Origin of the sequence: Bradyrhizobium sp. STM 3562 (assembly GCF_045571435.1) — a bacterium.
GTDB lineage: Bacteria > Pseudomonadota > Alphaproteobacteria > Rhizobiales > Xanthobacteraceae > Bradyrhizobium.
Window position 1 is genome coordinate 1,264,996 of the sequence record NZ_CP120694.1, and the last position, 21,922, is coordinate 1,286,917.

The following is a 21,922-nucleotide window of genomic DNA, read 5'->3' on the forward strand; positions in this document are numbered from 1 at the left end:
ATGCGCGTGCTCTATGTCTACTGCCATCCGCTGGATGACAGCTTTCACGCCGCGATCCGCAAGGAGGTATTCGCCGGTTTGAAGCAAGCGGGCCACGAGATCGACCTGCTCGATCTCTACGCCGAAGGCTTTGATCCCGTGCTGACCGCGCAGCGCCGGCGCGACTACCACGATCCCGCGCGCAATCGCGCCAACAACGAGGCCCACGCCGACCGGCTGATGGCGGCGGGTGCCATGGTGGTGCAATTTCCGACCTGGTCGTTCGGACCGCCGGCGATGCTGAAGGGCTGGTTCGATCGGATGTTCGGCCCCGGCATCGCGCTCGATCTGTCGGATCCCGCGCAGGCCAGGCCGATGCTGATGCACATCAAGCGCATCACCGGGATCGCGACCTATGGCCGTCCGCGCTGGCAGGCGATCGCGATGGCCGATCCGCCGCGCAAGATCATCAAGCGTTATCTGCCATGGTTCACCGGCGGACATGCGATCGTGCGCTATCACGCGCTCTACCACATGAACATTGCCACGCCGACGCAGCGGAGCCGCTTTCTTGCAAAAGTCCGGCGCGAGATGAGCCGGTTCTAAATTTAATGGTGAAACGCGCGATCAAGTTGAGCCCGTCATCCTGAAGGAGCGCGCTTGCGCGCGTCTCGAAGGGCGACGGCCCGCTCTCGCAGCGGGGCCGTTCATCCTTCGAGGCTCGCTTTCGCGAGCACCTCAGGATGACGGGTTGAGAGCGACGCCCGCTTTGGCTCAAAACGACATCGCCAGAACAAAGATGCCTGGTTACTGCCTCACCCGCGCTCGGCTGCCGCCGCAATCGCCTCGATCTCGACGACGAATTCCGGCCGGGTGAAGCCGGACACGATCACCAGCGTCGAGGACGGCGGCGTTCCTGGAAATTGCCGATCGCGCGAGCGCATGTAGCCGGCCATATGCTCGCGCGCGGTCACGTAAGCGTTCAGGTGAACCACGTCGGCGAGGCTCATGCCATCTTCGGCGAGGATCGCTGCGATATTGGCAAAGCAAAGCTCGGCCTGCGCCTCGCTGCCACCGGGGATTTTTTCGTCGGGGCCAATGCCGAGTTGTCCGGAGGTGAAGACCAGCCGATGGCCGGCCGGCACGGCAATGCCGTGACTGTAGCGCGCAAAGGGAGGCCTGATCGAGGGTGGGGAGAGTGCGCGCAAGATGATCGCTCCGAGGTCAGCGGCGGCCCGATGCGGGCTGATGTTAGGTCAGTCCCGCGCAACCGTCACCCGAGAATTTGCCGATGATGTCAGGCTCGCGTCCGGTACGTTCGCGGCTTGTTGCTCATGAAATTGGCGTTGCCTGGAAGGCAACAGATCGCTCGAATAAAAATGCTTTCAGGCGACAGCTCCTCTGTGCATCCTTCAGTGCAGGCGAGGATGACGGCGCCGGCCGTTGCCGGCTCGACATGAGGGTGCTGCGAATGGGGACGAAATTCCTGCTGCGAACGATGGTGACCGCCGCGATTGCGGCGGAGGCTTTGATAACCGCTTTGGCGCCGGCGCGGGCCGCGGACAAGGTGACGTTTTTAACGAGCTGGTTTGCGCAGGCCGAGCATGGCGGATTCTATCAGGCCAAGGCGACCGGGCTCTACGAGAAGGCGGGACTCGATGTCACGATCAAGATGGGTGGACCGCAGGTGAACGGCTCCCAGCTTCTGCTCGCCGGCGAAACCGACTTCCTGATGGGCTATGACATCCAGGTGCTGAAGGGCCGCGAGCAGAACCTGCCGCTGGTCACGGTGGCATCTTCCTTTCAATTCGATCTGCAGGGCATCATGACCCACGATGATGTGGCGGATCTGGCCGCGCTGAAAGGCCGGCCTATCCTGATCGCCGGATCGTCGCGCGTGACGTTCTGGCCCTGGCTGCGCGCCAAATACGGCTACACCGACGATCAGATCCGCCCATATACATTCAATTTGCAGCCGTTCTTCGCCGACAAGGCCATGGCGCAGCAGGCCTATCCGTCCTCCGAGCCCTATCAGGCCGAGCAGCAGCAAGAGAAGGTCAAATTCTTCCTGCTCGCCGACGGCGGCTATCCGCCCTACGGCTCGACCATCGTCACGACCGAGAAGATGATCGCCGAAAAGCCCGACGTGGTGGCGCGCTTCGTCAAGGCGTCGCTGGAAGGCTGGCGCGACTACATCAAGGACCCCGCACCGGGCAATGCGCTGATCAAGGCCGATAATCCCAAGATGACCGACGGGCAGATCGCCTTCGCCATCGAGAAGCTCAAGGAAATGAAGGCCCTTGATCGTGGCGATGCGGCAAAGCTCGGCATCGGCATCATCACCGCCGATCGTTACAAGCAGATCTACGATTTCCTCGTCGCGGGCGGCCTGCTCGATCCCAAGGTCGATTGGCAGAAGGCTTTTGACGACCGCTTCGTCAAGGATTTGAAGATCGGCGTCGACTAGGTGTGGCCATGAACGCCCTTTCGCCTGGCGAAAGCTTCGAGGACAAGACGGAGCGCGTGACGGCCGGTGGTGATCGTCCACCGGCTGTCGAAGTGCTCTCAGCCGAGAAGATCTTCGCGAACGGCACGCGTGCGCTTTCGCCGATCGATCTTGCCATCGCTGAGGGCGAGTTCCTGACCCTCATCGGCCCATCCGGCTGCGGCAAGAGCACGCTGCTCAAGCTGATCGCCAATCTCATCGCGCCGTCGGACGGCCGGCTGCTATGGTGGCGAGGCGATTTCGCCCAGGTGGGGCAGGAGGGGAGACGCTTCGCCTTCGTGTTCCAGGAGCCGACCTTGATGCCGTGGGCTCGCGTCGATGCCAATGTGCGGCTGCCGCTTGAACTGGCAGATATGCCCAAGGCCAAGGCAAATCCGTTGGTGGCCGATGCAATCGCGCGGGTCGGGCTGTCGGCCTTTTCGCGCCATTATCCACGGCAACTCTCCGGCGGCATGAAGATGCGCGTCTCCATCGCTCGCGCGCTGGTGACAAGCCCGAATCTGCTTCTGATGGACGAGCCATTCGGCGCGCTCGACGAATTTACCCGCAACAAGCTCGATGACGATCTGGTCCGGCTGTGGTGGGAGCGCAAACTGACGACCGTGTTTGTCACGCATTCGATTTATGAAGCGGTGTTTCTCTCGACGCGGATCGTCGTGATGGCGGCAAATCCCGGCCGCATCTTCCGAACCATGACCCTCGATGAGCCGCAGCCGCGCGACCAGGGATTTCGTGATAGCCCGAAATTCGCCGCTTACTGCCGTGAATTGTCGACCTGGCTTGCCGAAGCATCGCTACCGACGGCATCGGAAGGCGCATCGTGAAACCACTGCTGCAATCGGAGGCCTTCGTACGAATTGCAGCCCCCGTCGCGGTGGGCGTTGCGCTGTTCGCGCTCTGGGAAGTCGGCTTTCGCCTCGCCTCGGTCCCCGTCTATTTGTTTCCCAAGCCGAGCGATATCTTCGCGAGCTTGCTGCACAATGGTCCGTCGCTGTTGCGGGCGCTGCTCGTTACCTTGCGCGTGACATTGCAGGCCTTCGCGGCCGCAGTCGTCCTCGGCACGCTGATCGCTTTCATGTTCGTCCAGAGCCGGGCCATCGAGGTCAGCCTGTTTCCCTATGCGGTTCTGTTGCAGGTCACCCCGGTGGTTGCGATCGCGCCGCTCGTCATCATCCTGGTGAGGAACACGCAGGCCTCGCTCACCATCTGCGCAACCTTGGTCGCGCTGTTCCCCATCATCTCGAACACGACGCTCGGCCTGCGCAGCGTCGATCCGGGCCTTGCCAATTATTTCCGGATGAATCGCGCCAGCCGCGTGAAGACGCTCATCAAGCTGAGAATCCCGGGCGCGCTGCCTTATTTCTTTGGCGGCTTGAGGATATCGAGCGGGCTGGCGCTGATCGGCGCCGTGGTGGCCGAATTTGTGGCCGGCACCGGCGGCCGCTCGTCGGGGCTGGCCTATGAGATCCTTGATGCGGGATTTACGCTCGAGATTCCCCGCATGTTCGCGGCGCTGTTTCTGATCACGCTGACCGGCGTCGCGCTGTTTGGGGCGATGGTCGGGCTGTCGCGGCTGGCGCTGTCGAACTGGCATGAGAGCGAGGCAAGAGCAGAGACATGACGACGATGCTGATCGAGAACGCGGCCGGGATCTTCACGGGGCTCGCCGGCTCCGCAATGAGGACTTCGGGGAACATTCGGATTCGCGACGGAGTCATCGTCGAGATCGGTGCGCTCCAGCCAGGGCCGGACGAGCAGAGGCTCGACGCGCGCGGCGGCGTGATCTATCCGGGCCTCATTTCGACGCATCATCATCTGTTCCAGAGCGTGCTGAAGGGCGTGCGATCGGGCATCGACCTGCCGCTCGCTGGTTGGCTGCGCTCTGTGCCTTACCGTTACTGGTCCAGGATCGACGAGGAGGCACTCGCTATTGCCGCCCGGATCGGACTGACGGAAATGCTGCTGTCGGGAACGACGACGGTCGCCGATCACCACTATCTCTTCAGCGACACATTCCGATTCGACCCGGCGCAGGTGATCTTCGAGGTCGCGCGCAGTCTCGGCATCCGCCTGGTGCTCTGCCGCGGCGGCGCCACCATGGCGCGGCACGTTGATGCGACGGAGTCGATGCCGACGCCCGTCGAGACGCTCGATCGCATGCTGCAATCGGCCGAAGCTTGCGCACAGCGGTTTCACGATCCTTCGCCCGCCAGCCTGTCCCGCGTGGCGCTTGCGCCGACCACGCCCACCTGGTCGCTCGATCCCGGCGAATTGAGGGAAGTGATTGCGGCGGCGCGGCGGATGAAGCTGCGGCTGCACAGCCATCTTTCGGAAACGTCAGATTACGTCGATTTCTGCCTCGCGGTTCACGGCAAGCGGCCGGTGCATTGGCTGGCCGATCACGATTGGCTCGGCGAGGACGTGTGGTTCGCACATCTGGTGCATCTCGACGCCGACGAGGTCCGGGTTCTCGCCAGCACGGGAACGGGAATGGCGCATTGTCCGCAATCCAATTGCCGCCTCGGCTCCGGTGTCGCCCCTGCCGATGCAATGGCGCGACTGGGCGGCGCGGTGTCGCTCGGCGTCGACGGTGCGGCGTCCAACGAAGCCGCCGACATGATCTGCGAGATGCACAGCGCCTGGCACACCCATCGTGCCGTGAAGGGGGCCGGCGCAGTGACCGCGGAGGACGTCGTGCATTGGGCCACCGCCGGCGGCGCCCGCGTGCTCGGCATGCCGCATGTCGGCACGCTCGCGCCGGGGCAGCAGGCCGACATCGCCATCTTCGATTTGGATGAGCCGCGTCATTTCGGCATGCACGATCCGATGATTGCGCCGGTGACCTGCGCGGGCTCGGCCAAGCTGCGCTATCTCCTGATCGGCGGACGGATCGTCGTCGAGAACGGCCTCATTCCGGGGCTCGATCTGCAAAAACTCAAATCCGATGCGGCCCGCGTCGTCACGCGCCTGGCTGCCTGACTTCGGAGGGCTACGATGCTGAGCACCAAACAACCCGTCCTTCGCCGCTTCTGGTATGCGGTCATGCCGGTCGATCACCTGAAGGACGGACCGAAGCCCTTTACGCTGCTGGGCGAGCCGATCGTGCTGTTCCTCGATGCGAAGGGAGATCCGGCCGCGCTCGAGGATCGTTGCTGCCATCGCACGGCGAAGCTTTCAAAGGGCTGGTGCAACAACGGCAACATCGTCTGCGGTTATCATGGCTGGGAGTACGATCGCGACGGCAGGCTGGTGATGATCCCGCAGTTTCCATTCGAGCAGCCCATCCCCGATGCCAAGGCACGGTCATTCCGCGTCAGGGCGCGTTATGGGTACGTCTGGGTCGCGCTCGATGAGCCCCTGCGCGAGATTCCCGACATTCCCGAGGAGGGCAATCCGCGCTATCGCCTCATCCACCAGTTCTATGACAAATGGAATACAGCGGCGCTGCGGCTGATGGAAAATTCCTTCGATAACGCCCATTTCGCTTTCGTCCACAAGGGGACCTTTGGCGATATCAAGCAGCCGAAGCCGGAGAAATACGAGATCATCGAAACGGATTACGGCTTCGACGCCGAGACGATCATCACGGTCAAGAACCCGCCGAGCGCCTTCAGGATCACCGGTACGAGCGAGCCGACCACGAAGCGGCACCAGCGCAACAAGTGGTTCATGCCGTTCTGCCGTCGGCTCGACATGGAATATCCCTCGGGTATCCGCCACATCATCTTCAACTGCGCCACGCCGATTGCCGACGGGCAGATCCAGGTGGTTCAGCTTCTCTTCCGCAACGACACCGAGGCGGACTGCTCCGCCCGTGAGCTGATCGACTGGGACGCGGCGATCATCGCCGAGGATCGCGACATGCTGGAATCGACCGATCCCGACGCCATCGTCGATATGAGCCGAAAGATCGAGATGCACATGCCCTCGGATCGGCCGGGCATGATCATGCGCAAGCGCCTGCTCGAATTGCTGCGCGAACACGATGAAGAGGAGAAGCCGAGGGACGAGGTGGCTTGAGGTTGGCTCGGGCGTAGCCAGTGTGTCCACCTCTCCCGCTTGGGAAAGGTGGACCGGGTTCGCGAACACAATGACTCAGCCGAAGCCCATCCCGTCTTAATGGATGGCGCTCGCGTCGACCATTTCGAAGAGCTTATGGTTGTCGCTGTAGTTGACATGGACTCCGACGATGACCGGGCCGGCAATGTCAAACGCCTTTTTCAGGATCGGGGCGATCTCGTCGGGTTTGCCGATCATCAATCCCTTGGCGCCGAAAGCCTCGGCGTACTTGACATAGTCGACGGGACCGAAGTCCACGCCGGATCTGCGGCCGTATTTGATCTGCTCTTGGGTTCCGACCATATCGTAGCTACCGTCGATCCAGACCATGTGCACGATATTGGCCTTGAGACGAACCGCGGTCTCCAGCTCCATTGCCGAGAAAAGAAAGCCGCCGTCGCCGGAAATCGAGAGAATCTTCTCAGCGGGACGGACGATCGAGGCTGCGATTCCCCAGGGAAGCGCGACACCCAGCGTCTGCTGACCATTCGTGATCAAGACCTGCCGCGGCCTGAAGCTATAGAGGTGGCGCGCGATCCACAAATGGAACGAGCCCATGTCCAGGCAAAGCGTGGTGTCGCTGCCGACGAACTGCTGCAGCTCGTACACGAGGCGCAATGGATGGATGGGGGTCCCGGCGCGAGCCTGCGCTTCGGTGGCGAACTGCTGACGCTCGCGACCGATCATATCGAGAATTTCCGACGACAACGCCGATTTGCGTTGCCGTTCAAGGTGCGGCGATAGCGCCTGCAGAGTTTGCGCGATATCGCCGGTCAGTTCGACGTAGGGGCTATAGCAATTGTCGAGATCCGCCGGCTGAACGTCGATGTGGATGATCTTGCGCGGATTCCTGCCGTTCCAGAGCGGGGGCCAATATTCGACAGGGTCGTAGCCCACGGTCATGACGAGATCCGCGGACTCGAGCAGGCGGTCGGCCGGCTGGTTGGCAATCTGGCCGACGCGTCCGCCGAAATTGTCGAACAGCATCGCGCCGACCGCGCCTGCCGCCTGGAAGGTGCCGACCACGGGAAGGTTGTTCTTGCCGATGAATGTCTGCAGGGCTTGCGCATTGGCCGGCTTGCTGGCGAGCATCCCCAGCATGACCACTGGATTCGACGCAGCATTGATGAGCCGTGCCGCCTCCTTGATCGCGGCGGCGTCCGCACTCCCAGGGCCGGCAAAGGCCGGAGCGGCCAAAGGCTCACGGCTACAAGGGGCGGCCATGATATCGATGGGCAAGTTGACATAGGCCGCGCCGGGCCGGCCGGACTCCGCTGCCCGGAAGGCATTGGCGAGCACTTCGCCGAGCTGATCGGGAGCGCCGACCGTCGCGCTGAACTTGGTCACCGGTTTCATAATGGAGACCGAATCCATCGTCTGATGCACCTGCTTGAGCGCATCGGCCGTGGCGACGGCACCGCCTAGCGCCACCACCGGGTCACCTTCGGAGTTCGCGGTGCCGAGAGCCGTGGTCAGATTCGATACGCCTGGCCCTGATGTTGCAATGGTGACGCCTGCATTGCCTGTCATGCGGCCGATGCTGCCGGCGATGAAGCCCGCATTCTGCTCATGTCGGCAGACGACAGTTTGGATCTTCGAGTCAACCAGCGCATTGAACAGCGTGTCGATCTTGGCGCCCGAAACGCCGAAGACATGGGTTACGCCTCGTGATTCCAGCGTGCGAACGACCAAATCCGCACCGATCTGTTGGGTCTGTCTTGAACGCGTGTCCATTGTCGATCTCCTAGTGAGCCTGTTCGGCATAGGCGAGTTCGTCGGCCGTGTTCTTGCTGAGGTCCGCTTTGAGAAAGGCTTCCGATTCGGGCAGCGCCAAGTGGAAGCTGGTCAATGCTTCCATCCGCATGCGGAGAGGGCCTGCTGCGACGTCAAGCAGATGTCCGCCATGCTGCCGGTCCTTCGAGATGAAGTGGAGATGGTAGCCGGCGACGCTGAAAGCACTGGAGAAACCCGGCGACCACAAGCCGACCATGGTCCCGTCGATATCGGTGAGATGGAATTCGCTCTGAGCCTTGGCCGCGTCGGCGAGACCCGTGCCGGGTTGCGGCGGGTTCACGGCGCGGGTGCGAACATGCGCAAAGCGGCCGTCGAGACGGAGTGCATAGAAGATGTTGCCCGAAGACCGGTACTTGTCGCAGCGACCCTCCAGCTCCCTGAAACTTGCGACGGGGCCGATCTCGACATCGGTTTGCGGCGAGAAGCGCGTGACCACCGCAAAAGGCGCCCCGGCATCGAGACCGGCTTCACAGACGCGCCCGCTGCCCAGAACCTGGTAGACGCGCCCGTCGAGCACGACCATCTCACCGTCGAGGTTGGCGAAGGTGCCGAGGCCAAAATCGCCATGCTCCAGGATCGACCTGACGCTGACCTCCCGGTTGTAGACTCCCGCGACCAATGCACCGGAGGTCGAGACTTGAAACAGGGTATGAACCGGTAAGCCGAGATATTCGGACAAAGCCGCTGTGATCACGGATGCGGCCGTTCTCCCGCTTCTTGCGGCTTCCTCATCCAGCGCCGCCCGAAGCGACGCCGGAATGCTCGTCTCCAGATTTGCCATCGCAGACCTCCGATCGGAGAGCGTCGCCTATCCGCTGCTCAAGCAGCAGGCGGCGGCACAAGAGCATTCCACGCATGTCGACGCTTTCCAAAAACGGTCACCTTGTTCTGTATGCACGCACACAGTGTCGTGATTTCGCTCTCCTCCGCCTCATTCAACGGTCTCGTCGGCGCGCACGAGAACGTCGGGCGGCATGATGATGCCGTGCCTCGGGTGGTTTTCAGTTTGGAGATCAGGTCGAACTGGGAGGACGGTTCCGCACGGCGCGGCAAGTGCGTTCAACCAAGCCCCTCGTCGCGAGGAACGAATGCGACGAGGCAATCCAGACTACGTCCCCCGACAAAGTCTGTGCTTCGCCCGCCATGGCGCCGAGCTTGGCGCGTCGTTCAAGATCGGCCGGCGCGCATGTCGCGCGGCGATCGGGTTCGCGGCTCTGTTCGTCCGCTCGCCGCGTGCCGTCAACGTTCGGCTGGGCGCACCCCGCTCAGCCAGAGCGCAAGCAGGGTCCACACCGCACCGGAGAGAAGATAGGCGCCGGCGGACATCAGGCCGAAATGGGCGGCGAGCAGCAGCGCTGCCAGCGGTGCAAATCCGGCACCGAACAGCCAGGCAAGGTCTGAGGTCAGCGCGGAAGCGGTGTAGCGATAGAGCCGCGCAAAGTTCGAGGCGATCGAGCCCGAGGATTGCCCGAAGGAAAGCCCGAGCAAGACGAAGCCGAGCACCATGTAGGTCGTCTCGCCGGCCGGACCGGCATCGAGCAATTGCGGGGCGAAACCGCTATAGGCTGCGATCGCCATGGCGGAAGCCATCAGCAGCGATTTGCGGCCGATCCGGTCGGCGATCAAGCCTGATGCGACAATCGCGACGACGCCGAACACGGCACCGATCATTTCGATCACCAAAAACCGCACGGGGCTCTCGCGGGTGAAGAGAAACACCCAGGACAGCGGGAAGACGGTGACCATGTGGAAGAGGGCAAAGCTCGCGAGCGGCGCAAAGGCGCCGAGCAGGATGTTGCGCCCTTCATGACGAAGCGTCGAGGAGACGCGCGCCGGCTGCAGTTCGCGACTTTCGAACAGGAAATCGTATTCCGACGTCGCCACGATGCGCAGCCGCGCAAACAGCGCCACCACGTTGATCGCGAAGGCGACAAAGAAAGGATAGCGCCAGCCCCAGTCGAAGAAATCATCCGCGGAAAGACTGCTTGCGAAAAAAGCGAACAAGGCGCTGGCCACGATCAGCCCGAGCGGCGCGCCGAGCTGGGGGATCATGGCGTACCAACCGCGATGATGCGGCGGCGTGTTGAGCGCCAGAAGCGAGGCAAGGCCATCCCATGCGCCGCCCCAGGCCAGGCCCTGGGCCAGGCGGGCCAGCGCGAGCAGCCAGATGGCTGCCGCCCCGATCAGTCCATAGCCGGGCAGGAACGCGATCGCGACCGTCGCGGTCCCCAGGAGCACCAACGCGACGACCAGCTTGGCGCTCTTGCCCCATTTGCGGTCGATCGTCGTGAAGATGGCGCTTCCGAACGGCCGCGCGATGAAGGCGAGGGCGAAGATCGCAAAGGAATAGAGTGTGCCGGTCAGCGGGTCGGTGAACGGAAACACCAGGCGCGGGAACACGATCACCGAGGCGATGGCATAGACGAAGAAGTCGAAGAATTCCGACGTCCGGCCGATGATGACGCCGGTTGCAATCTCGCCGGGATTCGCATGGTCGTGGCCGACCTTGACCACACCGGGGTCGCCGAAAAAGACCATGAGGTTCCTCTTAAACGCGCTTCTTGCTGCCGACATAGCACGAATGGGACCGCCTGAGGTTGCCGAAATCCGCGTTGGTAGACTTCAGTGTGCAGTGCGACATTGGACAAATTGTCCAATGTTGCACTGCCGTTGCCGTCGCTAGGCACATGCGACTAAGAGTAATTCCAACTTGCAGGTTCTGCCTTGAATCGTCTCAAGATCCTGGCTTTGCTGCCCTTTGCGGCATTATTGAGCGGATGCGACTTCGTCGTCCTTTCCCCTTCCGGTGATATTGCGGCGCAGCAGCGCGATTTGGTCGTCATCTCGACCGTTCTGATGCTCCTTATCATAGTACCGGTCATGACGCTGACCGCGCTGTTCGCATGGCGCTATCGGAGCTCGAACACGACGGCCCGTTATGAGCCCGAGTGGCACCATTCCACCAAACTCGAACTCGTCATCTGGTCCGCGCCGCTCCTGATCATCATCTGCCTGGGCGCGCTGACCTGGATGGGCACCCATCTGCTTGATCCATTCCGCCCGTTGCAGCGCATCGCCGCGGGGCGGCCCGTCGACCCGAACGTCAAGCCGCTGACGGTGGATGTCGTCGCGCTGGATTGGAAATGGCTCTTCATCTATCCGGAGCAAGGGATCGCAACCGTCAATGAGGTTGCCGCGCCGGTCGATCGGCCGATCGATTTCCATATCACCGCCTCCTCGGTGATGAACTCCTTCTACATCCCCGCGCTCGCCGGCCAGATCTACGCCATGCCCGGCATGGACTCGCAGCTCCATGCCGTGATCAACAAGGCCGGGACCTATAAGGGCTTCTCCGCCAACTACAGTGGCGCCGGCTTCTCCAGCATGCGCTTCACCTTCAAGGGGCTGTCGGACAAGGACTTCGATGGCTGGATCGCCGGAGTGAAGGCGGGTGGGGGCGCTCTCGAGAAGAGCGACTATCTCGCGCTTGAGCGTCCGAGCCTCAACGAGCCCGTGCGTCGCTACGCCTCCGTGGACAAGGACCTTTACCGCGCGATCGTCAACATGTGCGTCGAGCCCGGCAAGATGTGCGTGAGCGACATGATGGCGGTCGATGAGAAGGGCGGACTGGGGCTCGCCGGCATCCGCAACACGTTGCCGCTGGCTTACGACAAGTACGCCCGACGCGGCGCAGTGTTCGGCGCCGAGCCGTCCTATGTGGCTGCACTCTGCTCGCCAGATGCGCCGCGGGGGCAGGAGACCGTCGTGAACCGCCTTTCGCGGAACGTCACGCCGCTTCCCGGTAGCGGCGTCACGCCGCCGCTGTTCACGTCGGCTAACACGTCCTCGACATCCTTCCTCCTCGGCCTGCGCCGCAAGTCCGAGTCCTGAACGAGACTGCCATGTTCGATACCTCAACCCTTGCAAAAGTCGTCTTCGGCCGCCTGACGCTGGAGTCGCTGCCCCTGCACGAGCCGATCATCGTCGGCACCTTCGCCGTGGTCGCTGCCGGCGGCCTCGCTTTATTTGCCGCCGTCACCTATTTCAGGCTGTGGGGCTATTTGTGGCGCGAGTGGTTCACCACGGTCGACCACAAGCGCATCGGCATCATGTATATGATCCTCGGGATCGTGATGCTGCTGCGCGGCTTCGCCGACGCGCTGATGATGCGCGCGCAGCAGGCGATGGCCTTCAACGGCTCCGACGGCTTCCTGCCCGCACACCATTACGACCAGGTCTTCACCGCGCACGGCGTCATCATGATCTTCTTCGTGGCGATGCCGCTGGTCACGGGGCTGATGAACTACATCATGCCGCTGCAGATCGGCGCGCGCGACGTGTCGTTCCCCTTCCTCAACAATTTCAGTTTCTGGATGACCACCGCCGGCGCCGTGCTGGTGATGATGTCGCTGTTCGTCGGCGAATTCGCGCGCACCGGCTGGCTCGCTTATCCGCCGCTCTCCAACATCGGCTACAGTCCCGACGTCGGGGTCGACTACTACATCTGGGCGCTGCAGGTCGCAGGCGTCGGCACGCTGTTGTCGGGCGTCAACCTGATCTGCACCATCGTCAAGCTGCGCGCGCCCGGCATGACGCTGATGAAGATGCCGGTCTTCACCTGGACCACGCTCTGCACCAACATCCTGATCGTCGCATCCTTCCCGGTGCTGACCGCGGTGCTCGCGCTGTTGACGCTTGACCGCTACGTCGGCACCAACTTCTTCACCAACGACTTCGGCGGCAACCCGATGATGTATGTCAACATCATCTGGATCTGGGGCCATCCCGAGGTCTACATCCTGGTCCTGCCGGTGTTCGGCATCTTCTCCGAAGTCACGGCGACCTTCTCGGGCAAGCGGCTGTTCGGCTACACCTCGATGGTCTACGCCACGGTGGTCATCACCGTCCTGTCGTACCTGGTCTGGCTGCACCACTTCTTCACCATGGGGTCGGGCGCATCCGTCAACTCCTTCTTCGGCATCACCACCATGATCATCTCGATCCCGACGGGAGCGAAGATGTTCAATTGGCTGTTCACGATGTATCGCGGCCGTATCCGCTTCGAATTACCGATGATGTGGACGGTCGCATTCATGCTGACTTTCGTCATCGGCGGCATGACCGGCGTTCTGCTCGCGGTGCCCCCGGCGGACTTCGTGCTGCATAACAGCCTGTTCCTGGTCGCGCATTTCCACAACGTGATCATCGGCGGCGTGGTGTTCGGGATCTTCGCCGGCATCGCCTACTGGTTCCCGAAGGCGTTCGGCTTCAGGCTCGATCCGTTCTGGGGCAAGATGTCGTTCTGGTTCTGGGTGGTCGGCTTCTACTTCGCCTTCATGCCGCTTTACGTGCTCGGCCTGATGGGCGTCACCCGCCGCCTGCGCGTGTTCGATGATCCGTCGCTGCAGATCTGGTTCGTCATCGCGGCCATTGGCGCGCTCATGATCTTCTGCGGCATCATGTGCTTCCTGGTGCAGATCGCGGTGAGCGTGCTCAAGCGCGAACAGCTCCGCGATGTCACCGGCGATCCGTGGAACGCGCGGACGCTGGAGTGGGCGACCTCGTCGCCGCCGCCGGCGTTCAACTTTGCCTTCACGCCGGTCGTCCATACGACCGACGCCTGGTGGGACATGAAGAGCCGCGGCTACAAGCGTCCGTTGACCGGATTCAAGCCGATCCACATGCCGAGCAACACCGGCACGGGCATCATCCTCGCCGGCTTGAGCACGGCGATGGCGGTCGGCCTCATCTGGTACATGTGGTGGCTGGCTGCGGCGAGCTTCATCGCGCTCCTCGCGGTCGCCATCGGCCATACCTTCAATTATCACCGCGACTACCACATCCCGGCTGACGAGGTCACCCGGGTCGAGAATGCGCGGACCAAGCTGCTCGCCTCAGGAGCGAAGTGATGAGCATCAACGTAAATCCCGCGCAGGCTTACGAGCCGATCTTCTACGTCGTCGACGAGCACGAGCACCCCGAGGGTGCCTCGACGATGCTCGGCTTTTGGATCTACCTGATGAGCGACTGTCTCATCTTCGCGATCCTGTTCGCCACTTTCGGCGTGCTCGGCGGCAACTATGCCGCCGGCCCGGCGCCCAAGGATCTGTTCGATCTGCCGCTGGTCGCCGTCAATACGTCGATGCTGCTCTTCTCGTCGATCACTTACGGCTTTGCCATGCTGTCGATGCAGAAGTCGCGCGTCGGCGCCACGCAGGCCTGGCTCGCCATCACGGGACTGTTCGGCCTGGCATTCATCGGTATCGAACTGTCTGAATTCGCTCACATGATCCATGAAGGCGCGACGCCGCAGCGCAGCGCCTTCCTGTCGTCCTTCTTCACGCTGGTCGGTACCCACGGATTGCACGTCACGTTCGGCCTGGTCTGGCTGGTGACGCTGATGACGCAGGTCTGGCGCCATGGCCTGATCGAGGCCAATCAGAGGCGGCTGATGTGCCTCAGCATGTTCTGGCACTTCCTCGACGTGGTCTGGATCGGTGTTTTCACCTTCGTTTACCTGATGGGAATGCTGCGATGACCGCACATAGCCACTCCGCTCACCACGCCGCCAGCCATGCTACGGCGCACGGGGACATCACGCTCTCCGGTTATCTGACCGGCTTCGCCTTGTCGGTCGTCCTGACCGCGATTCCGTTCTGGCTCGTCATGACCAACGCGCTTGGCGACAAGAGCCTGACGGCCGTCGCGATCCTCGCGTTCGCCGCCGTGCAGATCGTAGTCCACATGATCTACTTCCTGCACATGAATGCCCGCTCGGAGGGTGGCTGGTCCATGCTGGCGCTCATCTTCACCCTTATCCTGCTGGTGATCACGATGACGGGGTCGCTGTGGATCATGCGCCACCTCAACACCAACATGATGCCGACCCATGAAATGAGCCGGATGCAGTGACCGGGGTGCCGCCCGTCATGAACGAGCCTGCGCCGGGTGGGCCACGGCCGGAGGGGCCAGGGCGGGGCTGGCGGACCGCGCGGTCTTTCGTTCTTGGGATCGCGGCTCTCGTCTGCGTGGCCGTTCTCACGGCGCTTGGCGTGTGGCAACTCGAGCGCCGGGTTTGGAAACTGGCGCTCATCGATCGCGTCGAGCAGCGCATCCATGCCGCACCCTCGCCCATGCCGGTGTCTTCATCATGGCCGGCGATCAATACCGCCGATGACGAATACCGGCGCGTCACCATTGCCGGTCGGTTCCTGCACGATCGTGAAACGCTGGTTCAAGCGGTGACGGAAGCCGGCGGTGGCTTCTGGGTCCTCACGCCGCTGCAAACCGCGGATGGCACTATCGTCCTGGTCAACCGCGGCTTCGTCCCGCCAGACCGGCGCGACCAGGCGAGCCGCCAAGAGGCCAATCCGGCGGGGCCGGTGAAGGTGACCGGCCTGTTGCGGATGACCGAGCCGAAAGGCGCTTTTCTGCGGAAGAACGACCCGCAACAGGACCGCTGGTATTCGCGCGACATTGCCGCGATCGCCGCGGCGCGGGGCTTGCCGCAGACAGCGCCATTCTTTATTGATGCCGACGCGACACCCAATCCGGGCGGCTACCCGCTCGGCGGACTGACGGTGGTCAGATTCCCCAACAACCACCTGATTTATGCGCTGACATGGTTTGGCCTGGCTCTTATGATTGCCGGCAGGCTTGTGTTTGTCGCAAGGGGCGGAATGCATCTCCGCGGCTCGGGTACCCGGGACAGCACCCCGGTAGGCGGAGACTCGATCTCCGCCCGCAGGACCGGAGCAGATGCTGAAACCGCCATCCAATCTGGCTGATCCCCAGGAAAAAACGGCTTCCGGCAGCGAAGCGGCTGCGCCTCCTCCTCAGAGGAATCCCGATCCCAATAGCCCGGTTGAATCGAGTCCGACTGACGACGAGACCAATCGCAAGAACATGGCGTTGCTGATCCAGCTCCGCTGGACAGCCGTGGTCGGTCAGATCGGAACCATCGCGTTCGTTTATTCCTGGCTTGGAATCAAGCTGCCACTCGAGTCGATGGGCGCGGTCATCTGGGCGCTGGTCCTGCTCAATGTCGTGAGCCTGGTCTGGGTGCGCTATCGCGCCCAAATCAACAATCGCGAGTTGCTTCTCGCGCTCATGCTCGACGTTGCGGCGTTGACGGCTCAACTCTACTTGAGTGGGGGAGCTGCCAATCCCTTCACATCCCTATATTTGCTGCAGGTCACGCTCGGAGCGGTATTGCTCGACTCGCGCTCGACCTGGTCGCTCGTCGCCGTCACCTGCATGAGCTTTGCCTGGCTGACGTTCTCGTATCGGCCGCTGGAACTGTCGCATCAGGAATTCAGTGATCCGTTCAGGCTGCACGTCATCGGCATGTTCATCGGTTTCGGCCTGAACGCGGTTCTGCTTGTGGTGTTCATGGCCCGTATCAATCGCAACCTGCGTGAGCGCGATGCGCATCTGGCCGCGCTGCGTCAGCACGCCGCCGAGCAGGATCACATCGTCAGGATGGGGCTGCTCGCGTCCGGCGCGGCACATGAGCTCGGAACGCCGCTCGCATCGCTGTCAGTCATTCTCAGCGACTGGCGCCGTATGCCGGCGCTCACCTCGAATCCCGAGATCGCCGATGATCTGGCCGAAATGGAGAACTCGCTGCAACGCTGCAAGTCGATCGTGACGGGCATTCTCGTGTCAGCGGGCCAGGCGCGTGGCGAGGAATCGGTTCCGACGACGGTGACTGCCTTTCTGACCGACCTCGTCGAGGAATGGCGCAGGGCGCGTTCCGTCACGAGCTTGCATTTTACCAATTCTATCGGCGCCGATGTCGCGATCGTTTCGGACGTCGCGCTGAAGCAGGCCATTTTCAACGTCCTCGACAATGCATTCGAAGTGTCGCGGGATTGGGTGGAGTTCGTGGCGGAACGCGACGGCGACACCCTCGTGCTGTCCGTCAGCGATCGCGGCCCTGGTTTTGCGCCGGAAATGCTCGCGCAGCTAGGCAAGCCCTATCAATCGAGCAAGGGCCGTGCGGGAGGCGGCTTGGGCCTGTTCCTGGTCGTCAACGTCATACGCAAGCTCGGCGGCGTCGTGACGGCGCAGAATCACAGGAAGCGCGGCGCGACCGTCAGGCTCTCGCTGCCCTTGGCGGCGCTTGCGATCGGAGACGATTTTGATGCCTGAACGGACCTTGATGATCGTAGAGGACGATGCCGGCTTTGCCCGCACGCTCAAGCGCTCTTTCGAGCGCCGCGGCTACGAGGTCCTCGTCACCGCCTCGCTCGAGGAAGTGCGCAAGGTCCTGGAAGAGAAATCGCCGGGCTATGCCGTCGTGGATCTGAAGCTCGGAGGGGCGTCGGGGCTCGCCTGCGTGGAGGCATTGCACGCGCACGATCCGGAGATGCTGATCGTGGTGTTGACCGGATTTGCGAGTATCGCCACCGCGGTCGAAGCCATCAAGCTCGGTGCGTGCCACTATCTTGCCAAGCCTTCGAACACCGACGATATCGAAGCGGCATTCCAAAAAGCCGCAGGCAATGCCGAAATTGCCCTGGCCGAGCGGCCGACATCGATCAAGACCCTCGAGTGGGAGCGCATCCACCAGACGCTGATCGAAACCGACTTCAACATATCGGAGACTGCAAGGCGTCTCGGCATGCATCGCCGCACCCTTGCCCGGAAGCTCGAGAAGCGGCAAGTGAGGTGAAGCATCGCTTAGGGTAGTGCGCGGGCGCGCCTACTCGAAGGATGCGTCAAATATCTCGATGTCGATGAGAGCCGGTCTGGCGACAACTGTGCCATCCGGCTGACGCAACAGGGAGCGGCGGAGGGTCGGAATGACGATGCCGCAGAAGCTCTGGTGCGCCCAGCTCAGGTGAGCGACCGAAGTCCCCATGACATGATAGTCGGTGCGCCGCTGAAGACCATCGACATCGAAATAGAAGATCTGCTCGCGGCAATGCGTAACAATGCTCGGAGGAAACGACGCGCGCAAACGTCGCCACACCTGGTTGTTCGCGTTCCAGGGTTCCAGCTCTTCGATTTCGATATCCGGCTGCGCAAGCAGGAAGGGCGTGGTCAGATAATTCCAGATCGAGAAGCCGCAGAAATAGACGAGATGGAGGTCATCCCAGGGCTCATTGTTCTGGACCGGAAATGCTTGTCCTGGATTACCGCATGATTGGAGGACTTCACCGCCCAGGTCTTGAACTGCCACACGATCGGGCTGATACAGCGCACATTTGTCCGGAGCGGTGAATCCCGTCAATTGCAGGGACTGGCTTTGCGTGGATCCCTCTGCGACCATGTCCTTGAAGAGCCCGGCTTTCCCAATGCGCGAGAAGAAGTCGCCATCCATGGAAACATGGATCGTAAATTGGTTCAGTTGGCGCCACCGATTCAGTCCGCCGCAGGCTGCAAGAACGTGGTCAAGCAATGCCATTTTCGCGGGTCCTCGGCGCAGCGCACATGCGGCCATCGAAGATGAACCCGAAGGAGACGCTTGGCCCGTTAGATGTTGTTAGATGCTGAAAGGCGCCTGCATCTCGGCCAGCGGTATCGCCGTATCAACTATCGAGCAGGGCCTTTGCGCTCCTGAGATCGGCGCTGTCGAGGCCCTCTTGATATCGCGCATAGAGCGGAGCGATCAGACCGTGCGCCTTCGCGGCATCACCCTGATCGCGCCAGAGCCGCGCCAAGCTCAGGGCGGTACGCAGTTCCCAGCCTATCGCGCATTGCTTGCGCGCCAATGTCAGCGCTTCCAGCAGACAGCTCTCGGCTTCGGCCGCATGTGCGGTGCAGGCAAGAACATGGCCCCTGACGCGAAGCATCTCCGGGGAGTCGAATGACTGGCCGATCAGCTCACGTTGCGCAACGGCTGCATCGATCGCTGCCAGCGCCTCCTCATATTGCTTCATCTGCACCAGGCCCTCGGCGAGAGCTGCCGCGAACACCGTGCTCAAGATCGCGTGGCGCGTCTCTCTGAGCGTCCCCGCGCCCTGTCGGAGCAGTTCGACGCCCGGCCTGACTTCGCCGCGGCGGATCAGCAGCTCGCCCTTCAGCCCAAGTCCCACGGCCTGGTAAGGGCCGAGGAAATGTCTGGCGGCATGGCCGACGAGCCGGTCGATCAGCTTGTCGGCGCTGTCCCAATCACCCACCCAAAGAAAGACATAGATGGTCCAGATCATGGAAATGCCGAGCGTGAGCGGCTGCTCGGTGCACTCGGCTTCGCTGACCGCGTATCTTGCCACCTCAACCGCTCGGTCCGGACGTCCGGTCAGCCAGAGGCTCCGGGCCAGCGCCACCAGAGCGATGATCCGGTCGTCATACCCGAGACGCAGCATGTTGGTCCGTCGGGAGTCCGGACCACGAAGCATCGCGCTTTCGCAAAGGACGACGGCCTTGTCCTGGGTGCCGATCAGGTGATGGGCAACGCCGAGCATCCACTCGGCCGTGCGCGTTGCGGCGGGATCATTCAAGGGCTTCGCGACCGCCTCCCCGCGCTCGCCGACCCGGAGCGCGCCCTGAAAGTCGCCGATGCGGGTGAGATAGATGTGAAATTCCCGCAGCAGGCACAATTGCCAGTGCGCATCTTCCAGAGCCTGCGCCAGTTCCAGGCTACGGTTGAAAGCGATACGAACCTCTTCGCCATTGCCGCGGGTGAACATCAAGGACGCGCCAAGCGCGGCTTGAAGCACCATCTCGTCGCGACGGGTGACGGATGCGGCGTCGGCTGCCGCGATCGCCTGTTGCGTCCAGCGATGACATTCGGTCAACAACGACAGCTCGAGAAAGAACGGAGCGGCGGCCGCGGCCAGCGCGATGGCGATTGCACGATCACCATGATCCGAAAAACTCCAGTCCAGGGCGGCGCGGATATTGGCGAGATGATCGGCGTAAGGAGCGAAGCTGACCGCAGGCGAAAGACCGTCGGATCCGTTCGAGATGCTTGCAAGGAGATCGCGGAAATAGATCGCGTGATTGCGCGATGCTTTTATCGCCTCCCCGCTTTCGATCAGTTTCTCCGCAGCGAAGGTACGGGTGGTGTCGAGCAGTCGGTAGCGTATGGGCTGAGCCGCAGACGGCAGCGAGATCAGCGACTTTGCGACAAGGTTGGCGATGGCCTCGACCGCCTCGGGTTCGCCGATGCCATCGCCGCGGGCGACGGCCAGGGCGGCTTCCAGCGTGAAGGGACCCGTGAAGACGGACAGTCGGCGCAGCGTCAGACTTTCGGCCGGAGGCAGCAGGTCGTAGCTCCAACTCAGTGCGGCACTGAGCGTCTGATGCCGAGGTATCGCCGTGCGGCGGCCCTGCCACAGCAGCGAGAAGCGGCTGTTGAGCAGGGTGGCGATGCCCTGGATTCCGTAGGCGTTGACGCGACCGGCGGCAAGCTCGATCGCAAGCGCGATGCCATCGAGCTTGCGACAGATTTCCGCAACGAGCGGCGCCTCGGCATCACCGAGTTCGAAACCACCCAGGCTCGCGGCAATCCGTTCGACGAACAACTGTGCCGCAGGGTAGGCCAGGACATCGGATGCCCTCAATGCCGGGCCGTCGGGCGGACAATCAAGCGGGAACAGGCGATGCACCTGTTCGCCTTCGGCGCGCAGCGATTCACGGCTAGTGGCCAGGATGCAAACCTCGGGCGCCTCCTGGATGATGCTCTCCGCCAGCGCTGCCAGGCTCTCCAGGAGATGCTCGCAACTATCAAAGATCAACAGAAGACGTTTCTCGCGCAGAAACGCCAGCAGACTCGGCACCGGGTTTTCCGAACTGACTGTGAGACCTAAGGCCGTGGCAACCGCACTCGGCACCAGGTGTGCATCTCTGAGGGCGCCGAAATCGACGAAGCGGACCATTCCGGCAAAAGCGGTGAGCTGGCGATGGCCGACCGCCAAGGCGACGGTGGTCTTGCCAATGCCGCCCGGCCCCACGATCGTCACCAGACGATGAAGCGCGAGCTCATTGCACAGCCTGTCGATTGTCTCGGCACGTCCAATCATCCTCCCGATCGGGGCGGGAATAGGCGGACGGGCGGCCGGCGCCACCACGCGTGCTGCCGCCTCCGAGCGCGCGATCGGCGCCGCAAAGCAATAGCCTCGTCCCGGAACGTTCACCACATATCGCGCGCCCGATGCGCGATCGCCAAGCACCTTGCGCAAAGCACTGATGTGGAAGCGGAGGCTGCCTTCGTCGACATTGACGTCCGCCCAGACCCGCGTGACCAGCTCCCTCTTGCTGACGACTTCACCGGCGCGCTCTGCCAGGCAGATGAGGATGTCCAGCGCCCGACCTCCGACAGGAAGCGGAAGGCCATCCTTCTCGAGCAGTCGCGCCTTCGGCAACAGTCGGAATCGGTCGAAGATCAGCGCAGACTCGTCGATACCATCGCTGTGCACGCGTTACCTGCCTGCTGGGCCGGCAGCCTTGGTTCGGCATCAATTCGCGCCCGGACCAAGGCAATCTGCAGCCTGTTTCGCTACGGGTAACGTCTCTCGACGAAACCGGCAACCCGGTTTGCAAGGCAAAGCAAGGAAGCAGGCTCGCGTGAGCCGCATCCGGGCCAACTCATGCGGTGTGGAGACGAAAAGGGGGTGGGACGGCCCCGAGGCTCGA

Annotated in this window: 19 protein-coding genes; 13 read left to right on the top strand and 6 right to left on the bottom strand. The window is 62.5% G+C overall.

Annotated features, from left to right (window positions below; genetic code table 11):
* Window positions 1-585, top strand: coding sequence for an NAD(P)H-dependent oxidoreductase (locus P6U23_RS05945; protein WP_407178642.1), 585 nt, complete (start codon window positions 1-3; stop codon window positions 583-585).
* Window positions 586-794: 209 nt separating this feature from the next.
* Here the strand turns inward: P6U23_RS05945 and P6U23_RS05950 are convergent, their stop codons facing one another.
* The gene (locus P6U23_RS05950; protein WP_407181345.1) at window positions 795-1,190 is read right to left on the bottom strand and encodes a RidA family protein; all 396 of its coding nucleotides are present in this window, start codon (window positions 1,188-1,190) and stop codon (window positions 795-797) included.
* Window positions 1,191-1,450: 260 nt separating this feature from the next.
* Between P6U23_RS05950 and P6U23_RS05955 the strand changes: the two genes are divergently transcribed.
* The 5 genes from P6U23_RS05955 to P6U23_RS05975 are packed head-to-tail and all read left to right on the top strand — an operon-like array spanning window position 1,451 to window position 6,505.
* Window positions 1,451-2,446: an ABC transporter substrate-binding protein gene (locus P6U23_RS05955; protein ID WP_407178643.1), complete on the top strand. Its 996-nt coding sequence runs from the start codon at window positions 1,451-1,453 to the stop codon at window positions 2,444-2,446.
* Between the two features lie 8 nt (window positions 2,447-2,454).
* Entirely contained in the window at window positions 2,455-3,309 is an 855-nt protein-coding gene (locus P6U23_RS05960; RefSeq protein ID WP_407178644.1) for an ABC transporter ATP-binding protein, read from the top strand.
* Window positions 3,306-4,106 (top strand): ABC transporter permease, encoded by an 801-nt coding sequence (locus tag P6U23_RS05965; RefSeq protein ID WP_407178645.1) that lies wholly within the window; start codon window positions 3,306-3,308, stop codon window positions 4,104-4,106. Before P6U23_RS05960 ends, P6U23_RS05965 begins: the two co-directional genes overlap by 4 nt.
* Window positions 4,103-5,464, top strand: a complete 1,362-nt coding sequence (locus tag P6U23_RS05970; protein ID WP_407178646.1) for an amidohydrolase family protein — start codon at window positions 4,103-4,105, stop codon at window positions 5,462-5,464. The genes P6U23_RS05965 and P6U23_RS05970 overlap by 4 nt, the downstream gene beginning before the upstream one ends.
* A gap of 15 nt (window positions 5,465-5,479) precedes the next feature.
* Window positions 5,480-6,505, top strand: coding sequence for a Rieske 2Fe-2S domain-containing protein (locus tag P6U23_RS05975; protein ID WP_407178647.1), 1,026 nt, complete (start codon window positions 5,480-5,482; stop codon window positions 6,503-6,505).
* 96 nt (window positions 6,506-6,601) lie between these two features.
* On the opposite strand, the gene alsS is transcribed toward P6U23_RS05975, so the two are convergent.
* The 3 genes from alsS to P6U23_RS05990 form a co-directional block, all read right to left on the bottom strand.
* A complete protein-coding gene (gene alsS, locus P6U23_RS05980) occupies window positions 6,602-8,278 on the bottom strand; it encodes an acetolactate synthase AlsS (protein ID WP_407178648.1) in 1,677 nt (558 codons plus the stop codon).
* Window positions 8,279-8,288: 10 nt separating this feature from the next.
* Window positions 8,289-9,119, bottom strand: a complete 831-nt coding sequence (gene budA / locus P6U23_RS05985) for an acetolactate decarboxylase (RefSeq protein ID WP_407178649.1) — start codon at window positions 9,117-9,119, stop codon at window positions 8,289-8,291.
* 458 nt (window positions 9,120-9,577) lie between these two features.
* The gene (locus P6U23_RS05990) at window positions 9,578-10,876 is read right to left on the bottom strand and encodes an MFS transporter (RefSeq protein ID WP_407178650.1); all 1,299 of its coding nucleotides are present in this window, start codon (window positions 10,874-10,876) and stop codon (window positions 9,578-9,580) included.
* Window positions 10,877-11,062: 186 nt separating this feature from the next.
* Here P6U23_RS05990 and cyoA point away from each other — a divergent pair, with 186 nt between their 5' ends.
* The 7 genes from cyoA to P6U23_RS06025 are packed head-to-tail and all read left to right on the top strand — an operon-like array spanning window position 11,063 to window position 18,014.
* Entirely contained in the window at window positions 11,063-12,229 is a 1,167-nt protein-coding gene (cyoA, locus tag P6U23_RS05995; RefSeq protein ID WP_407178651.1) for a ubiquinol oxidase subunit II, read from the top strand.
* Window positions 12,230-12,240: 11 nt separating this feature from the next.
* On the top strand, window positions 12,241-14,247 hold the full coding sequence (gene cyoB, locus P6U23_RS06000; RefSeq protein WP_407178652.1) for a cytochrome o ubiquinol oxidase subunit I: 2,007 nt from the start codon (window positions 12,241-12,243) through the stop codon (window positions 14,245-14,247).
* Window positions 14,247-14,876, top strand: coding sequence for a cytochrome o ubiquinol oxidase subunit III (gene cyoC, locus P6U23_RS06005; protein ID WP_407178653.1), 630 nt, complete (start codon window positions 14,247-14,249; stop codon window positions 14,874-14,876). Before cyoB ends, cyoC begins: the two co-directional genes overlap by 1 nt.
* Entirely contained in the window at window positions 14,873-15,250 is a 378-nt protein-coding gene (gene cyoD / locus P6U23_RS06010) for a cytochrome o ubiquinol oxidase subunit IV (protein ID WP_407178654.1), read from the top strand. The genes cyoC and cyoD overlap by 4 nt, the downstream gene beginning before the upstream one ends.
* A 17-nt stretch (window positions 15,251-15,267) precedes the next feature.
* The gene (locus tag P6U23_RS06015; protein WP_407178655.1) at window positions 15,268-16,125 is read left to right on the top strand and encodes an SURF1 family protein; all 858 of its coding nucleotides are present in this window, start codon (window positions 15,268-15,270) and stop codon (window positions 16,123-16,125) included.
* On the top strand, window positions 16,097-17,491 hold the full coding sequence (locus P6U23_RS06020) for an ATP-binding protein (RefSeq protein ID WP_407178656.1): 1,395 nt from the start codon (window positions 16,097-16,099) through the stop codon (window positions 17,489-17,491). Before P6U23_RS06015 ends, P6U23_RS06020 begins: the two co-directional genes overlap by 29 nt.
* Window positions 17,481-18,014, top strand: coding sequence for a response regulator transcription factor (locus P6U23_RS06025; protein ID WP_407178657.1), 534 nt, complete (start codon window positions 17,481-17,483; stop codon window positions 18,012-18,014). The genes P6U23_RS06020 and P6U23_RS06025 overlap by 11 nt, the downstream gene beginning before the upstream one ends.
* A 30-nt stretch (window positions 18,015-18,044) precedes the next feature.
* Here P6U23_RS06025 and P6U23_RS06030 read toward each other — a convergent pair whose 3' ends face one another.
* Complete coding sequence (locus tag P6U23_RS06030) at window positions 18,045-18,749, bottom strand: hypothetical protein (protein WP_407178658.1); 705 nt, start codon at window positions 18,747-18,749, stop codon at window positions 18,045-18,047.
* 124 nt (window positions 18,750-18,873) lie between these two features.
* Window positions 18,874-21,705 carry an ATP-binding protein gene (locus P6U23_RS06035; protein WP_407178659.1) on the bottom strand — a complete coding sequence of 944 codons (2,832 nt, stop codon included), beginning with the start codon at window positions 21,703-21,705 and terminating at the stop codon, window positions 18,874-18,876.
* Window positions 21,706-21,922: the final 217 nt, after the last annotated feature.

Excerpts from the sequence above, each read along its gene's own strand:
- P6U23_RS05945 (WP_407178642.1), top strand. The coding sequence starts at position 1 with ATGCGCGTGCTCTATGTCTACTGCCATCCGCTGGATGACAGCTTTCAC.
- P6U23_RS05955 (WP_407178643.1), top strand. The coding sequence starts at position 1,451 with ATGGGGACGAAATTCCTGCTGCGAACGATGGTGACCGCCGCGATTGCG.
- P6U23_RS05960 (WP_407178644.1), top strand. The coding sequence starts at position 2,455 with ATGAACGCCCTTTCGCCTGGCGAAAGCTTCGAGGACAAGACGGAGCGC.
- P6U23_RS05970 (WP_407178646.1), top strand. The coding sequence starts at position 4,103 with ATGACGACGATGCTGATCGAGAACGCGGCCGGGATCTTCACGGGGCTC.
- P6U23_RS05975 (WP_407178647.1), top strand. The coding sequence starts at position 5,480 with ATGCTGAGCACCAAACAACCCGTCCTTCGCCGCTTCTGGTATGCGGTC.
- alsS (WP_407178648.1), bottom strand. The coding sequence starts at position 8,278 with ATGGACACGCGTTCAAGACAGACCCAACAGATCGGTGCGGATTTGGTC.
- budA (WP_407178649.1), bottom strand. The coding sequence starts at position 9,119 with ATGGCAAATCTGGAGACGAGCATTCCGGCGTCGCTTCGGGCGGCGCTG.
- P6U23_RS05990 (WP_407178650.1), bottom strand. The coding sequence starts at position 10,876 with ATGGTCTTTTTCGGCGACCCCGGTGTGGTCAAGGTCGGCCACGACCAT.
- cyoB (WP_407178652.1), top strand. The coding sequence starts at position 12,241 with ATGTTCGATACCTCAACCCTTGCAAAAGTCGTCTTCGGCCGCCTGACG.
- cyoC (WP_407178653.1), top strand. The coding sequence starts at position 14,247 with ATGAGCATCAACGTAAATCCCGCGCAGGCTTACGAGCCGATCTTCTAC.
- cyoD (WP_407178654.1), top strand. The coding sequence starts at position 14,873 with ATGACCGCACATAGCCACTCCGCTCACCACGCCGCCAGCCATGCTACG.
- P6U23_RS06015 (WP_407178655.1), top strand. The coding sequence starts at position 15,268 with ATGAACGAGCCTGCGCCGGGTGGGCCACGGCCGGAGGGGCCAGGGCGG.
- P6U23_RS06020 (WP_407178656.1), top strand. The coding sequence starts at position 16,097 with ATGCTGAAACCGCCATCCAATCTGGCTGATCCCCAGGAAAAAACGGCT.
- P6U23_RS06030 (WP_407178658.1), bottom strand. The coding sequence starts at position 18,749 with ATGGCATTGCTTGACCACGTTCTTGCAGCCTGCGGCGGACTGAATCGG.